This window comes from Priestia aryabhattai B8W22 (assembly GCF_000956595.1).
In the GTDB taxonomy this organism is placed as follows: domain Bacteria; phylum Bacillota; class Bacilli; order Bacillales; family Bacillaceae_H; genus Priestia; species Priestia aryabhattai.
The window spans coordinates 206,427-221,935 of the sequence record NZ_JYOO01000004.1 but is presented as its reverse complement, the minus strand read 5'-3'; the positions used below and the strand labels follow the sequence as shown (position 1 = coordinate 221,935).

The window sequence follows — 15,509 nt, the reverse complement described above, 5'->3', positions numbered from 1 at the left end:
ACAGAGTTTTTTTTATTTAGGTGTATGTTCCTACTTAATAATTGCAAAATTAAGTATTAAAACACAACTTACATAGATGTTGACTTCTACGAAATTATAAGGTAAAATAATTTTTGTTGGTAGCGAAACAGATATTAATTATTAAATTACTAGTCCATGTTTCATATGAAGGGATAGCATACAGATAAACGCAACTGACTGTAAATCCTTTCCATGCTTATTGATGGCATAGTCAAGTGGTAAGGTCAAAGTCTGCAATACCTTTTGCCGTCTCTACATTCTAATAGAGAGCTTAGAAAGGACCTTTAGCTCAGCTGGTTAGAGCAGACGGCTCATAACCGTCCGGTCGTAGGTTCGAGTCCTACAAGGTCCACCATTGAACCTGACATATGGAGGAATACCCAAGTCTGGCTGAAGGGATCGGTCTTGAAAACCGACAGGGGTGTCAAAGCCCGCGGGGGTTCGAATCCCTCTTCCTCTTCCATTATATCTTTGTTATTATCGCGGGGTGGAGCAGTTCGGTAGCTCGTCGGGCTCATAACCCGAAGGTCGCAGGTTCAAATCCTGTCCCCGCAACCATTTTTCACATGCGGATGTGGCGGAATTGGCAGACGCGCTAGACTTAGGATCTAGTGTCTTATGACGTGGGGGTTCAAGTCCCTTCATCCGCACCATTTTAGGAAGCGCCCGTAGCTCAATTGGATAGAGCGTTTGACTACGGATCAAAAGGTTAGGGGTTCGACTCCTCTCGGGCGCGCCATAAACGAGAAGCAGCTCAGTTTGGTAGAGCTCAAGTCTGATAAGCGTGAGGTTAGGCCTACCATTATTCCACAGTATCTCAGTGGGAGATCCATATAGAGAAGTACCCAAGTGGCTCAAGGGGCTCCCCTGCTAAGGGAGTAGATCGTTAACGCGGTGCGAGGGTTCGAATCCCTTCTTCTCTGCCATTTCATAATTTTATCTGGTCCGTTGGCCAAGTGGTCAAGAGATTATCTTTTTAAAAAGGTAACACGGGTTCGAATCCCGGACGGGTCATTACAAAAAAGGCAGTTTGCTAATAAAGCAAGCTGTCTTTTTATTGGATAAGAGATATTGCTTTAATCCATTATGTAAAACTAATTTAAATGTTATTAGAATGAAGATAAAAAGCATTTGATAATAGTGCCGACAACTCGGAGTATGTCAACAGAGATATTTAATAAATTTCAACATTGTAGAAAGGCTCCAGATATAACCTCAAAAGAACCACCCCCAACAAAAAAGCACTCACCACAAGTGAGTGCTTTTCCATTAAATAAACAATCCAACCATAATACCTGTTAAAATCGATCCCATTGTCGCTACTAACAGCATTTTTAAGCCGAACTTCGCAACGCGTGAAGCTTGTTCGCCGTTGATTGCTTGGATCGTACCAAGAACGATACCAATTGAGCTGAAGTTGGCAAATGAGATTAAGTAAGCTGATACGATCCCAACCGTTTTTTCAGAAAGGTGAGGCATCATTTTTTGGAAGTCAAGCATGGCAACGAATTCGTTTGCTACTACTTTTGTTCCCATTACGCCGCCGGCTCTCATTAGTTCATCTGCCGGAATACCCATGATAAAGGCAATTGGGTAGAAGATATAGCCTAAAATATCTTGAACGGTTAATCCAATTACGCCGTTTAATACGTAGTTCACTAATGCTAAAAGACCAACGTACGTTACAAGCATAGCTGCTACGATTAACGCAACGCGTCCGCCGTCTAGGGCACCGTCGCCGATTGCTTCAAACAGCGTGCCTTGCTTAGCAGGCGCTTTGATATCGACTTCGTTTTCATCTTCTACTTTTACTGGTGCAACGATAGAAGAAACGATTAAGCCAGAGAATACGTTTAGCGGAAGGGCAATTAAGACGTATTCAGCCGGAATCATCTGCATGTATGCGCCTAAAATTGAACAAGAAACGGATACTAAAGACGTTGTTGTCACGATAAATAAACGGTTTGGTGTTAAACCTCCGATATGGTTTTTCACCGCAATTAGCGCCGTTGTATCACCAAAGATCATCGCATTCACAGCTGTGAAGCTTTCAATTTGGGGAAGTCCGGTAATTTTTGAAACAAGTCCTCCAATATATTTGATCCCAAAGGGTAAAATACGAGAGTAGTTTAAAATACTTAATAATGCTGAAACGAATACAATCATAACTAACGTTTGGATAAAGAAAATGCCTTTTCCTGCAAGATCTCCAAACACGAACGAAATTCCGTCGTTACCAAATGATAAGATCTTTGTAAATACACTTGTGATAAAGTCAAGCACCTTGCGACCAATCGATGTATTCATCATAAAAGCAGAGATAGCGAGCTGAATAACAAGCATAACTGCGATGCCTTTATAGTTGATAAGTTTTCTGTCGTTTGACATGAGGAATGCAACTGCTAAGATAATTACAATCCCGATAATTCCCATTAAAATTGACATTTACTTTTCTCCTTACATGTATTCTATATTTATAAAAGAGGGACGTGCATAGAAATGACTATGTAAATCGGCCTCTATTTTATACAAAAACGGAACTTCTACGCCAATTTTGTTAAAAATGGGCAAAATTTTTTAGGCCATTATAAAAAATGACGTAATTGTAAAATAATATTTACTATGTGCTAATATGTAAAAAAACATGCAGAACTGACATAATAACTTATATTTCGACAGCCTCTACTATCTTAAATCATTTTGAACAAAAGAAAAAGAGGAAATGAAGATATTTTTAATATAATTGTGAAATATTTTTAAAAATTTATGATACTTCCGGTTCTTGGAATTACAGCATGAGAAGTAAAAAAGAGACAAAGTCATTTATAATACGCCATATGAGAAAATTTTTTCCTTTTTAATGGTAGAATATTCATGAGAAATTATAAAGCAATCGCATAAAGGAGTTAACGATGAATACTATTCAAACATTTTTTTCAAAACATCCAAAATGGTCGTATACCGGAAATTTTGTGGTAACACTAGCGTGCGTAGCGGTGTCTCCGTCTTTATTTATGCCGACCTTTTTAGGAGTGCTGCTTGGATTTGTCGCAGCTACCGCTATTAATTATGTATTAGGACTTAAGTGGAAGCCGCTGAGAGAGCTAACAAGTAAATAAAATGCTCTATAAGTGTGGTAAACTAGTAAAAATGATAAAAGAGGTGTAAACATAATGACAACACCCGAGAGAAAGCTGATTCATTTAGCAACCGGCATGCCTGAACAAATGGCATACGGCCCTGACAAAGAAATGCGTACAGGCATCTGCAAAAAGCAAGTAGAGAAGACGTTTTTAGCAAAAGAAGGGTTTCAGGGCGACGGCGTAGCGGACTTAAGGTATCATGGCGGACCGGATCGTGCGGTGTGCGTGTATCCGTATGAGCACTATAAAAAATGGAATGAAGAGTTTGATACGGAGCTGCCGATGTCTGCGTTTGGAGAAAATCTTGTCCTAGCAGGCATGATTGAAAAAGACGTATGCATTGGAGACGTTTATCAAGTAGGAGACGCCGTTATTCAAGTGACACAAGGACGAAATCCATGCGACACAATTACAAAGCGAACGGGCGTTAAAGGGATTTTAAAACGAATGATTGAGACAAGCTATACCGGATATCTTTGCCGCGTGCTGAAAGAAGGTACGATTACGCAAGATGCGGAAGTGAAACTGATTCAAGCTCATCCAGATCAAATATCCGTGTGGTTTACGCTTGATTTATATTTCCATCGTCCAAAAGATATAGAAGGGATGAAGAGAGCTTTAGAAGTTTCTGAGCTTGCGGAAGACTGGAAGCATAAATTTCAAACGCGGATTGAAAAGGCGCTTTCTGTCGCGCAGCGATAAAAAGTAAATGCCCTCTAATCGTTAGAACGTATCTAACGATTAGAGGGCATTTTTTTCTTAGAAGCGTCCGTATCCTAAGAAATGATCTTGATAGTAAGAAACATCTAGGTCAGCTACAGCTACACCGTGTGAACCAGCGTGAATCATTTGGCCGTTTCCGATGTAGATTCCCATGTGAGATGGGCCGCTTGTGTATGTGTTTTGGAAGAATACTAGATCGCCTGGTTGTGGAGACGAAATTTTTGTCGCCATGTTCCAGTAGTTGGCTACGCTTGTACGTGAAATGCTGTGACCGCTATGGTTGAACACGTATGCGATAAAGCCTGAGCAGTCAAATCCGCTTGGTGTGTTTCCTGCCCATTGGTAAGGTGATCCTACTAAACTACGTGCAACATTTACTGTGCTTCCAGAAGCCGTGCTTGTTGTTGGAGCAGGTGCTGGAGTGCTTGTTTCTTGTGCTGCAGATGTAGATGCAGATGCTGTAGAAGTAGAAGGAGTTGATGTGCTTACACCTTTTACTTGGCTTGCGCTTGGTTTACCTGATGCAATTGTTACGTAGCTTGAGCTTTTTGAAATCCATTTGTTTGGTGCAATTTCAACTAAGCCGTTTGCTTCTTTTAAAATAGCAAACTCTTGACCTTGTGTTGCAGTTCCAACAACTGGAGATGAAAAGCTAGCTCCTTGACGAATATTTAACGCACTCACGTTTACGATGACTTTTTGATTAGTAGTAGTAGTTGCTTGTTGTTGAGGTACGCTTGGCGTTACCTTTTCTTGTACGGGTGCTGGTGCAGCGCCTCCGTCATTTGCACTTGCTGAAGTTGTGCTAAATGTTAGGGCAGCGGGAACAAGTAATGCTGCTAACCCCATATTCATAACTGTACGATTTGCTTTCTTTAGCATGTTCTTTCTCCCTTTCCATAACTTGTTTTATTCACAACTGTGAGTCTATCAATCCTGACAGGAAAAGTAAACATCTAATTCCAAATTACGACATTTTGTAACATAGTTTTAATATTAAAGAGCGATATAAGTAGAATTGTCACCTTCTCTGTAATAATTCTGACAATTTATCTAGGTAGAAATGTTTAGGAGATTCATAGATTTATTAGAAAATATGTAAGCTAAATGAAAAAGGGGAGCAGAAACCCGGCAGCTGAATGGCTTCAAGGCTTTTAGGATATATAAAAGCTATAGGTAAAAAATGATATCATTCACTAGCGACGCACTTTATTTTTTTCTAAATGAACACATAGAGAAGAAAGATACGCTGTCATAAAAGAAGCTCAGTTACTATAACTGTTATACATAAATTACATCAAAAGCATCCAGTTGAAGTGAGTAAAAAAGAAGCGTAGTATACAAGGAGGAATGAACGCGTGAATCATTTACATTCATATATGTAGGAGTGGCTGTTGTATGAAACAGTCATCATCTTTTATTAATGGAATTCTTTTAGCTGCTCTTGTACTGATTTGGGGATTAACGTGGCCGATGTCGAAGCTGGCGCTTGGCTATTCATCGCCTATTTTGTTATCTGGACTGCGGTCATTAAGTGCGGGAATCATCTTATTAGCAGTCGCACTGCCAAGATCTAAACAGCTTCACTGGAAGCAGAACTGGCGTAAATATATGGTGTCAGGTCTATTTAATTCAATCTTATTCTACGGTCTGCAAACGATTGGACTTATGTTTATGCCAGCAGGTGTCTTCAGCGTGATTGTCTACTTGCAGCCGGTGCTCATCGGCATCATTGCATGGCTGTGGATTGGAGAAAGCATGAACGCTGTAAAGATAGGGGGCTTGCTTCTTGGATTTGTAGGTGTAGCTACTATCAGTATGGGACAGTTATCAGCTAATGCTTCAGCCATTGGAATTATTCTTGCCGTGCTTACGGCACTGAGCTGGGCGATTGGAACTGTCTATATCAAACGTATTAGTGATAGTGTAGATGGCATTTGGCTTATTACCATTCAAAGTCTTGTCAGCGGAGTGGTTATGACAGCGACCGGCAGTGGAGTAGAAGGGTGGTTTCATATGGTATGGAATCCATCATCTATACTGCTGCTTTTATTTTTAGCACTATTTTCTGTTGCCGTTGCGTGGCTCATCTATTTTTATTTAATCAGTAAAGGAGAGGCCAGTAAAGTGGCGTCGTTTAATTTTCTTGTTCCGATTATTTCAATTGTCATTGGCACGCTTTTTTTAGACGAACTGTTTACGTCGTCACTTCTTGTAGGGCTGGTGCTTATTATTATCAGTATTTATTTAGTGAATAAAAAAGCGAAGAATCAAAAGTTAAAGCCCTCTGATGGAGGAGACCAGGCAGCGTAAAGCTATCCATAAAAAACCGTATTCGCAACTCGAATACGGTTTTTCGTTTATTCAGCAGCTTCCGTTTCATTTGCTTTTAGCTTTTCATAAAATACGCCAAGCGAAGTCGTTACGTACGGAACAAGCCATAATAACCCGATGCCAAGTGTGATCATACTTAAAATGCCCCAGCCAATAAAGCTTAAAAGGAGTAAAAAGTAGGTCCACTTGTAGCCGTTCATTAACCGTCTGCTTTCAGTAATAGACTGGTTGACCGAATAATCTGGGTTATCGCGGAATACGTAGTAAGCCTGTGAATAGGCAAGACTTTTGATGATGCCAGGAATGATTAATAAAATACTCCATAGCACGGTATAAATAATCGTTAGCAAGTAAAGTCCGAGTGTTCTAAAGTATAATCCCGCAGATGAAAACGAATCAAACACGTTTCCTACACGTACACTTTCTCCTCGCACCAGACGCAATAATACCCAGTAGTAAGAAAAGAAGAGCGGTACGAGCAGCAGGGATACAATATTAGCTAAGGTAGACTGAGAGTATTCGGTTTCGGACCCGCTTGGAAATCCGTTGATTAAAAAGTCAATAAGTCCTGGAATGCCGGCAGCAATTAGATACGTAACGAACGTAAGCAGTACGGCAAATCCCCAGCGGTTTTTCAGCGCTGCGAGTGCACCTTGCTTCACTTCTTTTATTCTCATAACTTGATGTCCCCCTCTAGGTGAGTTTATACAGAGAATTCAACCTGTACATTAGTCAATATATTAGCGATTTTTGAATATATGAATGCTTGCACTAATAAGTTGTGTAAAGATTTTTTAGACGCTTGAAATTTGTGGAAAGTTCTTTAAAATGGAAGTATAAGGATATTTCAGGTCGGAAGGAGGAATGAAAATGACGCTTGTGTATTTGCTGATTCTGGCAGTTGTTTATATCTTTCTGGATCTTGTCATGCGAAAAAAGCTGCATACAAAGATGAAAAAAAGCTATTGGAGAAGCTTTAAAGGAAGGCGTCCACTGTTTATCACAATTGAAATGGTGATGCTTGCTTCGTTTTTAGTATTGATCTTTGTTATACCTCCAGCCTATACCTCCGTTTTTATGTTTCTTTTCTTTTTTCTCCTGTACGTAATTCGAGGATTTGAAGAATGGAAGTTTGAAAGAAAGAAAAAAGAGCACTATCACTCGTGGTTTGGTGCAACTTTTTTCTTGTTTGGGACGTTTATATTACTGATGACGGATATGTGAAAAAACAAGAGAGCAAAAAAGTTCTCTTGTTTTTTTATGTAAAGTATTGAACGACTGTGCCTTTGTTTTTCTCTACGTTAACACTCGCATACGCGCCGTTAATAAGCGTGAGCTGAGGAGGGAGGTGGCCGCAGTCGATGTCATAGATAACTGGAATATGTAAGTCAGAGGAAAGGTCATGATACACATCTTCAGCGGTGTAGGAATCAATGGGTTTATTAGCGCTGCTTCTGCCGAATAAAATACCTGAGCAGTTATCAAACCAGCCCGCTAGCTTAAGCTGAAGAAGCGAGCGGCGAAGGTCAGTGGTCGTGAGTTCACAGTTGTCAAAGTACCAAATCACCGGCTCAGCAGGAATGTATTTTTCTCTAAACGTTTTTACATCTCCAAAAGGAGTTCCTACTAAGTGCCTAATCACGTCAATACATCCTCCGAGAAGACGCCCTTCGATGTGCACGTCGCTTAACTCTGTATGCTTCCAAACGGTTTGTTCGGTTAAATGAAACACGCATGGTGACGGGTTGTCATGCTGCCATTCTTTTTGGTAACGATCAGAAGAAACTTGAGCCACGCTTTCTCCTTTTTTGGTCGTCAGCACCTGCTGCCACATCGCAGTCGTTGGATCCCAGTATTCTCCGCGCAAATCTACAAAGTTGGTTCCATGAGCCGTTGCAATCCCGGTATTAAGTGTAATAGCCAGCAAAAGAACGCTGGTGTCAGAATAGCCAAGCACCCATTTTGCTGTCCATTTTGTAAAGTCGAGATGTTCAAGCATTTCAATCAGCAGCTCGCCTCCCCAAGGCGGGATAATGATATCAATGTTTCTATCTTCTATCATGGCTTGAAGCTCATTTGCACGTTTTTTAGGAGAAGCGGATTTTGCTTTATGCTGCGTCCACACGGTTTCGCCCGGTATAACAGGAAAGCCTTTTTCCTTCATTCGTTCACACGATAAAGAAAACATGGAATGAAGAGCTTGAGGTACACCAGAAGAAGGTGCGGTTATGCCGATGGTTGGGTTGGATGTAAGAAAAGGATAGGTAATCATAGCGGCCTCCTTCAAAGGTTTTAGCTTATTTTACCAGCGAGGGAAATACGGAACAAGCTTATTTTTCATTTAATTTAGGAAGATTGATAGGTTTTGTAAAAAGAATCCGTATTAATAGATGTAAAAGCAAGCGGAAAGGAGCAATGTCATGGAAGATGACTGGATTGTTACGTGTATAACGCGAAAAAAAGAAAAAGGATTAGAGCTGTTAATTGATCAGTACGAAGAGTACCGAAATGATAAAGACGTGACCATGCTTCGATTTATTCCGTATGTAAGTGATTACGAAAACGACAGTTCAAAAGATTTAACCTCAGACGCCTTTAATTTAAAGATAAACAACAAATAACATAATAAAAACCAGATGCCCACTAAGCGGGCACCTGGTTTTTATTAAATATCCATTTTATTTAACAAGCGAAGAAACGTCTGTAATTCTTCATCCGTAAAATGGCTAAGCTTTTCACCATATTCTTTGGTGAGTACTTTTTCCATTTCTTCTGCAAACGCTTTTCCTTTATCCGTAATGGATAAGTAGACAACGCGGCGGTCTTTTTGACTGCGTACGCGCGTGACAAATTCTCTTTCCATAAGACGGTCGCTGACGCACGTCATGCTGCTGTTTGAGATGTGCATATGCTCTGCAATCTCAGAAACGATATGATTGCCTTCTTTATACAGCAGGCGAAGCGCTAAAAATTCATTTAAAGGAATATATGATTTTAAAGTGGGGATAACCGATAGCTGCATTTTTTTCGTTTTGTTTCGCATCGTGGAAACCACATTTTGGATAAGTTGATCTCGTGTATTCATAGAGGTTGTATGCTCCTTTTTCCGTTCAAACAATTCTTTTTCTTCTATTGTACCATATTGATTGTACATAAAGAGAAGCGGCAGGTTTTTTAGTGGGAAAAAGAGAAGTAGTACATATCTGTTGCGATAGAAAGGGGCTTGAGTGATGGAAAAAGTAATTGAGTTTAAAACGACGCTGCTTCCTTTTGATGGAGCAAAAAAGCTTGTGAATGCAAATAATTCGGAAAGTGACTTATTATACAAGGAATATTATGATCTCGGAGATGGCAAGCAGTTATGTACGCTTGTGTTTGAACGCTATTTTTTCCGCACCGGCGGCAGGGGATCACTAACGATTATTTTAGAAAATGTGTCCGGCCCAAACAAAGTAAAGTGTATTCCTTCAGGAAGCGCAGAAGGGGTATTGAATATTGATTGGGGAGCAAGCAAAGATTTTGTACGATGGGTAGAAAACGCCCTCTCATCGTACACGTTAGAAGAACCGCAGAGATAAAGGCAAAGCTGGGGAAGGCAATGAGCTTCTTCAGCTTTTTTTGTGAAGCGAAGGGCGAGTAGAGAAATGAAAAGATGCAAAAGCTACTGTAGAAATAAGAACTTTATGTGGACAATAAGCATTTTTTCTCTTTTTACCGGATAAATGAGTATAATATGAAATTGCAGGAAGACTTCACATTTACATAACAAAGGAGAACAACATAATGAAAAAACTCAGCATCGTATTATTCGTTTTAATGATAGCTATAGTAGGCTGTTCAAAAGGAAATGATTCAAGTTCAAAAGAAGTAAAAGGAACGATTGAAGTACCGGAATCAATTCAAGCAAATGAACAAGTCAAGCTTAAAGTCCTTGTGACGCAAGGAGATAAAAAAGTGGAAAACGCCGATGACGTACAGTTCCAAGTTGAAAAAGAAGGCTACATCAATCAAGAAATGACAAAAGCACCGCACGAAGGAAAAGGTGTATACAGCACGGACTATACGTTTAAAGAAGACGGCGAATATATGATTACCGCTCACGTTACGGTAGACGGTGACATGAAAATGTTTACGAAAAAAGTAGAGATAGGCAAGTCTAAAGAGTAAAGTTTATAGCTGAAGAAGGGGCTTATATAGCCATGTAAAAGAGAATGCCTCGTGCATTCTCTTTTTTTTATAGGGTTGTTTTTTAATGTTTTTTACCGTTAACACGAAATGGTCCAATTTTTTAACCATTTCTTTTTCTCCTACACATCAAACTAAATATTGAGAAAATATGTTAAAATTAGGATAATGACAGTAACCTTATTTAACTAGCGGGACAGTCAAGTTGAACAAACCCTTTTTTCTAAAAAAGAATATTCTCTTTCCTTAGGGAATTAACAATTGGGGATGAAAAGAATGAATCATTTTCTGAATCAAATTGCCAAGGACTTAACTAACATGAACTTAGAAAGGTATTGGCCAAATTTCGAACTTGTTGCTTACGCATTGTACGATAAAAACAGTGTATTCCTGTTCAATCATCCTAGATATAATCAAGTTCCTCCTAAAACATATAAAATTTTAAAACGGGACGAGCAGTTTGTGGGAAATACGCTTATTCTATTTGATGGCTATCCTACGGCTATTGCTGATATGGAACTGTACGATGACTATGAAGGACTTTTTTCGATATTGGTCCATGAATTGTTCCACGGAAATCAATATATAAAAGAGGAAAAACGCTTCCCTGATGAAATGCTGGGAATAACCTATCCCTTAACAAAAGAGAATGTAGAAATTCGAAATCGGGAAAGAAAAAATCTTTATAATGCATTGATAGAAACTGGTATCAGTAAAAAGAAGCAGTATTTGAACGAGTTTATCAGCCTAAGGGAAAAAAGGGCAGAAGGAATAAAAGAGCATCTAACATATGAAAATTTAATTGAATCTGTTGAAGGACCTGCCTGGTACGTTGAACTAAAAGCTTTTTCAGAAAAATCTTCGCTCGCTAATGATTTGATTCTAAAAAAATATGGAAAAACTCTAATAAACGCCGTTGAATCCACTTCTAATACAAGGCGGAGCTGTTATAGTTCAGGTTTATTTATGTGTTTGTTGTTGGATGAATTGTCATCTGATTGGAAGGAAAGTTTTTTGGGGACTAAAACAACACTATTTGAGTTAATTAAACTTCTTGATATTGCCCCTCGAAAACAGACAATTGAAGAGGTTCAAATAAGCCCGGAAACAGAAGCAGCAGTAATTTTTGCGGTTGAATCAAGGAAGAAAGAACTTGATGAATTCGAAGCACAGATAGGAACCCATCTTTTTATCGAAGGAGAAATCATTGCTTTATCCTTTGATCCGATGAATATTGTCCCTTTTGAGAACAGGTTATTACATAAAAATTATATAAAAGTAAGGATAAATAACCAAGAATACCTTATTCAACAACCATCTCTTACCTATTGTGCGGATGGATTAAAAAATATAAATAAATTACTCATTCTATTAAAGGATAAACCATTGGAAACTGGTGATTCCCTTTTAATTGCTGGTATTGGAGAAATAATAGGGCAGTATACAATACGGGAAGATACGATCAATTTGGTTGTTAATTAGATTGTAAGGACGCATTTTATAGGAATCAGGGTGCTTAAGTTGAATAAGCAAATCCTTATATAATAAAAAAACTCGCAAATTTCTACTGCGAGTTTTCTTTTGAGGTCTATGTGAGGTCTATGATATAGCAGCAATATTTATGAAAACAGCTCTTTTTTAGTAAGAACGCTTCAATCTACGTAATTGGATAATTCAATCAAATTGTAATCAGGATCTCTTACATAAACAGAAACGATCGGACCTACAGCACCTGTTCGTTTGACGGGTCCTTCTTCAATTTCCATATCATGTTTTTGTAAATGACTAATTACGCTTTCGATTTTTTCTTCTGTAATAAAACATAAATCAGCGGAACCCGGAAGAGGATGCTTTGCTTTTGGCTCAAATTCATGGCCTGCTTGATGGAAGTTTATTTTTTGTTCACCAAAACGAAGCGCTATTCTTCCTTCTCCGAACGTTTCTTTTTTCATGCCTAAAATAACCGTATAAAAGTGAGTCGTTTTTTCAACGTCTTTTACCGTTAGCACAAAATGGTCTAATTTTTTAATCATTTCGTTTCCTCCTCACAATGTAAGCTTTCTTTCTCTGACGATAGGGTAAGTACTGGGTGAGCTTTGAGAAATTTTTCTATAAATAAGTATATCATTTGTAAAAAGGAGAATAGACAAAGACAGCTGTATGTCTATTTTCAGTTCAAAAGAGTGTTTTATAAATAGCTTGTTTTTTTAAATATTGTGGTTTTACACAATGCATTAAAGATTTATGGGATTTTATGTTAATATTAGATGAGAAGTGGCATTTATTTTAGTAACTTGGTCTGAAAAGCTTGTTGATTAGATGGGTTAAAAATTTAAATACATATATGAATGGAGAGGCTCGTATGTCTATGGGGATACTTTCTTTAATCACTTTTGTTATCTGGTTTGCAGCCATTCAAGAGTTTTTAAAACCTGAAAAGAATCAGAGTAACCGAAAAATAATGATGTTAACATCCGCAGGCTCCTTGCTGACGTTAGTTCTGACCATTTCACTTTTTCAAACCCTATAAAAATACCTCGAAAAGCAGTTTTCCTCGGCTATCAGCAGCGTAATGTAGGCAGCCCTGAGTTCTTCCATGGCTGTATAATTTGATTTTCTGCAATATCCGAAAAAATGATGGTAAAAGGGAAGGGGATTAGGAATAACCTTTCTTTTTTGCTCTGCTTATTTTGCAGAAAAAAAGAAAAAGAAGCTTATGAACTGATGATTCGTAAGCTTCTTTTTTGTTTTATACGATTATCTTATTTATAAACACTGGACGGGATTTTAAACGTATGAATGCCGTTAGAATAAGGGCCGTACTCATACTCACCAAATATAATGGCAATGCCGCTACTTGTGTAGTAAAACTGATCTTCTTTTAAGTTTACAGACTTAAATTCATTAACCCAGAACTGAGCACCTTTTTTATTGCGAGCAATCATTTCATTACGAATATAGTTATTAACTTTATTCAACTTAGTGTTGTTGTTAATAATATCTTTTAAGCTAATTTGTCGAGCTTTCAACAAATCGTAATTATAAGTATCAATCCAAGCGTTGCCGTGAGCGCCGCCAGCGTACGCATCATTCGTAATAGCAACACTTAAAATATTATCTTGGTTGTAAGGTACAGAGTATGTCATATTACGAGAATAAGGACCTGGTGCCCATCCGTCTTTGCGGTCTTCCTTTTCTTGTTCTTTTAGCTCGTTGTGTTCTTTTTGGGCTTCCTTAGCAATGTTTAAAAACTTTCGATTATAGCTAGCCTCAAACGGTTTATTGATAAGGCCGGATACCTGCGGATAGCTAATGTTGCTTGCTAAAGATTTCTTTGTAACCGTTACTCCTAAGGCTTGAATTTTGTCACTAGGGGCTTTTTCATACTTAATACTTGATGACTTCTGAGCATAGGTACCTTTTGATACGCCGTAAAGACCACCAAATTTGCTGGACTCAGAATACACGCGGAATACTTGCCCTTTTGTCACTTTTCTAGCCGCTACTAACTTGTTGTTTTTAATGTTGTAAAGATTCGTGTTCTTTAAAACAGTAACGCGTCCTATTTGCCCTTTAACCAGTTCCTGATTCCCCCACACGACTTTTGCTTCTGCAACTGTTTGTGGAGCAAGCGGTGAAAATAACAAAGCCAAACCTAAAACAACTGCGCTAACTCTTTTGAACCTTTTCATAAAAGCCCCCTAAAGTGATTTTTGGGTTTTAAAGCCAATTCATATTTTATTTTCCAAAAAGCTCATTCACTAGTATAGCATACCTTTACATTTTTTTACTTTTATTAATTCCTTTTTACGGAATTATTTTTTGACTTACTTTTATTAGAAAAAATAGACCAGCGTTCAACACTTTATGCCTTCAGTAGAAAGAAGAAAAAAGTCAGTTATTTACCCTAGACTAAAAAAGTTTCCTGTGGTAAACTTTCGGTATCATGACACGTAAAAACTGAAAATTTTAAATAAATCATGCTGACATGTTCATTTTTCTGCACCAGCAGAATACCCTATTAAAAATCAACGAGCATATTTTTTTTACCTTAAAAGTTGGTCTGATGAAAAAAATATAACCATAGGTAAAAAATAAGAAGGGACGAAAAATAGATGGCTAGTGTAAATAATTATCCATTGTCTACATTTACGACAGGTGAAACGGTACAGCTCGAACGAATCGAAATTGAAGGTGCGTTAAAGCGCCGCTTGTTAGATTTAGGATTTATTCCAGGAGCCATCATCAAAGTGCTTCAAAAAAGTCCGTTAGGAGATCCTGTTGCTTATCAAGTCAGTCATACAACGATTGGTCTGAGAAAAGAAGAAAGTTCAAAAATTTATGTAAAAAAAGTAGGTGACGACGGTGAGTGAGTATCGTATTGCATTAGCAGGAAATCCGAACACAGGAAAAAGTACGTTATTTAATGGATTAACCGGTCTCAAGCAGCACACGGGAAACTGGACGGGAAAAACCGTAGCCAAAGCAGAAGGAACGTTTGAACATCACCAGCAGCTCTACACAATCGTGGATTTACCTGGAACGTATTCACTTTATTCAAACTCGGCGGACGAAGAAGTAGCGCGCGATTATATTTTATTTGAAAGACCTGACGTGACGGTTGTGGTGGTCGATGCAACGGCGATGGAGCGAAATCTTAATCTAGCCCTGCAGGTAATGGAAATGACGGAAAACGTCGTGATTTGCGTGAACTTAATGGATGAAGCAAAGAAAAAAGGAATTGTGATTAACGAAAAAAAGCTCGCTGAATCGTTAGGCGTACCGGTTGTGCCTATATCAGCTCGCAATAAAAAAGGAATTACGAATTTGCTCGATGCGATTGAAGGAGTCGTGCGAGGGCAAGTAAAGCTTAATCCTTACCAGGTGCAGTACACAAAAGAAATTGAAGCGTCACTAAAAGAGCTAGAACCTCAAGTCGCTTCTATTGTTGGAAATCAATTTCCTCTGCGCTGGATTGCTTTACGAGTTCTTGATGGAGACACGTCGTTTTTAGAAACGATTCAGCAGCGTCAGCAAAAAGATATCAGCCATACAGAAAGGAGGAACAGCGCATATGGGAAATCCGTTAACTCCTGAAAACTC

General features: G+C 38.6%; 18 protein-coding genes and 6 tRNA genes. 17 read left to right on the top strand and 7 right to left on the bottom strand.

Going from position 1 to position 15,509, the window contains the following annotated elements; all coding sequences use genetic code 11:
* Positions 1 to 299: 299 nt before the first annotated feature.
* The 6 genes from N178_RS05210 (at position 300) to N178_RS05185 (ending at position 947) form a co-directional block, all read left to right on the top strand.
* A tRNA-Ile gene (locus N178_RS05210) sits at positions 300 to 376 on the top strand.
* A gap of 15 nt (positions 377 to 391) precedes the next feature.
* A tRNA-Ser gene (locus N178_RS05205) sits at positions 392 to 484 on the top strand.
* Positions 485 to 502: 18 nt separating this feature from the next.
* Positions 503 to 579, top strand: a tRNA-Met gene (locus N178_RS05200).
* A gap of 10 nt (positions 580 to 589) precedes the next feature.
* Positions 590 to 674, top strand: a tRNA-Leu gene (locus N178_RS05195).
* A 9-nt stretch (positions 675 to 683) separates the two neighbouring features.
* Positions 684 to 760, top strand: a tRNA-Arg gene (locus N178_RS05190).
* A 96-nt stretch (positions 761 to 856) separates the two neighbouring features.
* Positions 857 to 947, top strand: a tRNA-Ser gene (locus tag N178_RS05185).
* Positions 948 to 1,290: 343 nt separating this feature from the next.
* On the opposite strand, the gene N178_RS05180 is transcribed toward N178_RS05185, so the two are convergent.
* Positions 1,291 to 2,466 (bottom strand): NupC/NupG family nucleoside CNT transporter, encoded by a 1,176-nt coding sequence (locus tag N178_RS05180; protein ID WP_025750788.1) that lies wholly within the window; start codon positions 2,464 to 2,466, stop codon positions 1,291 to 1,293.
* 467 nt (positions 2,467 to 2,933) lie between these two features.
* Between N178_RS05180 and N178_RS05175 the strand changes: the two genes are divergently transcribed.
* Both N178_RS05175 and N178_RS05170 read left to right on the top strand, forming a co-directional pair.
* The gene (locus N178_RS05175; protein ID WP_045291045.1) at positions 2,934 to 3,140 is read left to right on the top strand and encodes a hypothetical protein; all 207 of its coding nucleotides are present in this window, start codon (positions 2,934 to 2,936) and stop codon (positions 3,138 to 3,140) included.
* A 54-nt stretch (positions 3,141 to 3,194) separates the two neighbouring features.
* Positions 3,195 to 3,866 carry an MOSC domain-containing protein gene (locus tag N178_RS05170; RefSeq protein WP_045291043.1) on the top strand — a complete coding sequence of 224 codons (672 nt, stop codon included), beginning with the start codon at positions 3,195 to 3,197 and terminating at the stop codon, positions 3,864 to 3,866.
* 57 nt (positions 3,867 to 3,923) lie between these two features.
* Here N178_RS05170 and N178_RS05165 read toward each other — a convergent pair whose 3' ends face one another.
* Positions 3,924 to 4,769: a C40 family peptidase gene (locus N178_RS05165; RefSeq protein ID WP_043981056.1), complete on the bottom strand. Its 846-nt coding sequence runs from the start codon at positions 4,767 to 4,769 to the stop codon at positions 3,924 to 3,926.
* A 516-nt stretch (positions 4,770 to 5,285) separates the two neighbouring features.
* Here N178_RS05165 and N178_RS05160 point away from each other — a divergent pair.
* Complete coding sequence (locus N178_RS05160) at positions 5,286 to 6,200, top strand: DMT family transporter (RefSeq protein WP_045291041.1); 915 nt, start codon at positions 5,286 to 5,288, stop codon at positions 6,198 to 6,200.
* A 47-nt stretch (positions 6,201 to 6,247) separates the two neighbouring features.
* Here N178_RS05160 and N178_RS05155 read toward each other — a convergent pair whose 3' ends face one another.
* Positions 6,248 to 6,898, bottom strand: a complete 651-nt coding sequence (locus tag N178_RS05155) for a DUF975 family protein (RefSeq protein WP_045291039.1) — start codon at positions 6,896 to 6,898, stop codon at positions 6,248 to 6,250.
* Between the two features lie 193 nt (positions 6,899 to 7,091).
* Between N178_RS05155 and N178_RS05150 the strand changes: the two genes are divergently transcribed.
* Positions 7,092 to 7,445 carry a DUF4181 domain-containing protein gene (locus N178_RS05150; RefSeq protein ID WP_045291037.1) on the top strand — a complete coding sequence of 118 codons (354 nt, stop codon included), beginning with the start codon at positions 7,092 to 7,094 and terminating at the stop codon, positions 7,443 to 7,445.
* Between the two features lie 34 nt (positions 7,446 to 7,479).
* Here the strand turns inward: N178_RS05150 and N178_RS05145 are convergent, their stop codons facing one another.
* On the bottom strand, positions 7,480 to 8,493 hold the full coding sequence (locus N178_RS05145; protein WP_045291035.1) for a S66 family peptidase: 1,014 nt from the start codon (positions 8,491 to 8,493) through the stop codon (positions 7,480 to 7,482).
* A 148-nt stretch (positions 8,494 to 8,641) separates the two neighbouring features.
* Here N178_RS05145 and N178_RS05140 point away from each other — a divergent pair, with 148 nt between their 5' ends.
* Positions 8,642 to 8,842: a hypothetical protein gene (locus tag N178_RS05140; RefSeq protein WP_045291033.1), complete on the top strand. Its 201-nt coding sequence runs from the start codon at positions 8,642 to 8,644 to the stop codon at positions 8,840 to 8,842.
* A 44-nt stretch (positions 8,843 to 8,886) separates the two neighbouring features.
* Here the strand turns inward: N178_RS05140 and N178_RS05135 are convergent, their stop codons facing one another.
* Positions 8,887 to 9,306, bottom strand: coding sequence for a MarR family winged helix-turn-helix transcriptional regulator (locus N178_RS05135; RefSeq protein WP_045291031.1), 420 nt, complete (start codon positions 9,304 to 9,306; stop codon positions 8,887 to 8,889).
* 145 nt (positions 9,307 to 9,451) lie between these two features.
* Between N178_RS05135 and N178_RS05130 the strand changes: the two genes are divergently transcribed.
* The 3 genes from N178_RS05130 to N178_RS05120 all read left to right on the top strand — a co-directional run bounded on the left by N178_RS05130 (position 9,452) and on the right by N178_RS05120 (position 11,888).
* Complete coding sequence (locus N178_RS05130; protein WP_045291030.1) at positions 9,452 to 9,799, top strand: DUF6054 family protein; 348 nt, start codon at positions 9,452 to 9,454, stop codon at positions 9,797 to 9,799.
* A gap of 205 nt (positions 9,800 to 10,004) precedes the next feature.
* Positions 10,005 to 10,388, top strand: a complete 384-nt coding sequence (locus N178_RS05125; protein ID WP_043981069.1) for a FixH family protein — start codon at positions 10,005 to 10,007, stop codon at positions 10,386 to 10,388.
* A 294-nt stretch (positions 10,389 to 10,682) separates the two neighbouring features.
* Positions 10,683 to 11,888 carry a hypothetical protein gene (locus N178_RS05120; protein WP_043981071.1) on the top strand — a complete coding sequence of 402 codons (1,206 nt, stop codon included), beginning with the start codon at positions 10,683 to 10,685 and terminating at the stop codon, positions 11,886 to 11,888.
* 170 nt (positions 11,889 to 12,058) lie between these two features.
* Here the strand turns inward: N178_RS05120 and N178_RS05115 are convergent, their stop codons facing one another.
* A complete protein-coding gene (locus N178_RS05115; protein WP_045291028.1) occupies positions 12,059 to 12,439 on the bottom strand; it encodes a VOC family protein in 381 nt (126 codons plus the stop codon).
* A 329-nt stretch (positions 12,440 to 12,768) separates the two neighbouring features.
* On the opposite strand from N178_RS05115, the gene N178_RS26940 reads away from it, so the two are divergent.
* Positions 12,769 to 12,936, top strand: coding sequence for a hypothetical protein (locus N178_RS26940; protein ID WP_165574840.1), 168 nt, complete (start codon positions 12,769 to 12,771; stop codon positions 12,934 to 12,936).
* A 232-nt stretch (positions 12,937 to 13,168) separates the two neighbouring features.
* On the opposite strand, the gene N178_RS05110 is transcribed toward N178_RS26940, so the two are convergent.
* Positions 13,169 to 14,098: a DUF3298 and DUF4163 domain-containing protein gene (locus N178_RS05110; RefSeq protein WP_045291025.1), complete on the bottom strand. Its 930-nt coding sequence runs from the start codon at positions 14,096 to 14,098 to the stop codon at positions 13,169 to 13,171.
* 423 nt (positions 14,099 to 14,521) lie between these two features.
* Here N178_RS05110 and N178_RS05105 point away from each other — a divergent pair, with 423 nt between their 5' ends.
* Positions 14,522 to 14,779 carry a FeoA family protein gene (locus N178_RS05105; RefSeq protein ID WP_013058246.1) on the top strand — a complete coding sequence of 86 codons (258 nt, stop codon included), beginning with the start codon at positions 14,522 to 14,524 and terminating at the stop codon, positions 14,777 to 14,779.
* Positions 14,772 to 15,503 carry a FeoB small GTPase domain-containing protein gene (locus tag N178_RS05100; protein ID WP_045291023.1) on the top strand — a complete coding sequence of 244 codons (732 nt, stop codon included), beginning with the start codon at positions 14,772 to 14,774 and terminating at the stop codon, positions 15,501 to 15,503. The genes N178_RS05105 and N178_RS05100 overlap by 8 nt, the downstream gene beginning before the upstream one ends.
* The last annotated feature ends 6 nt before the right edge of the window (positions 15,504 to 15,509 follow it).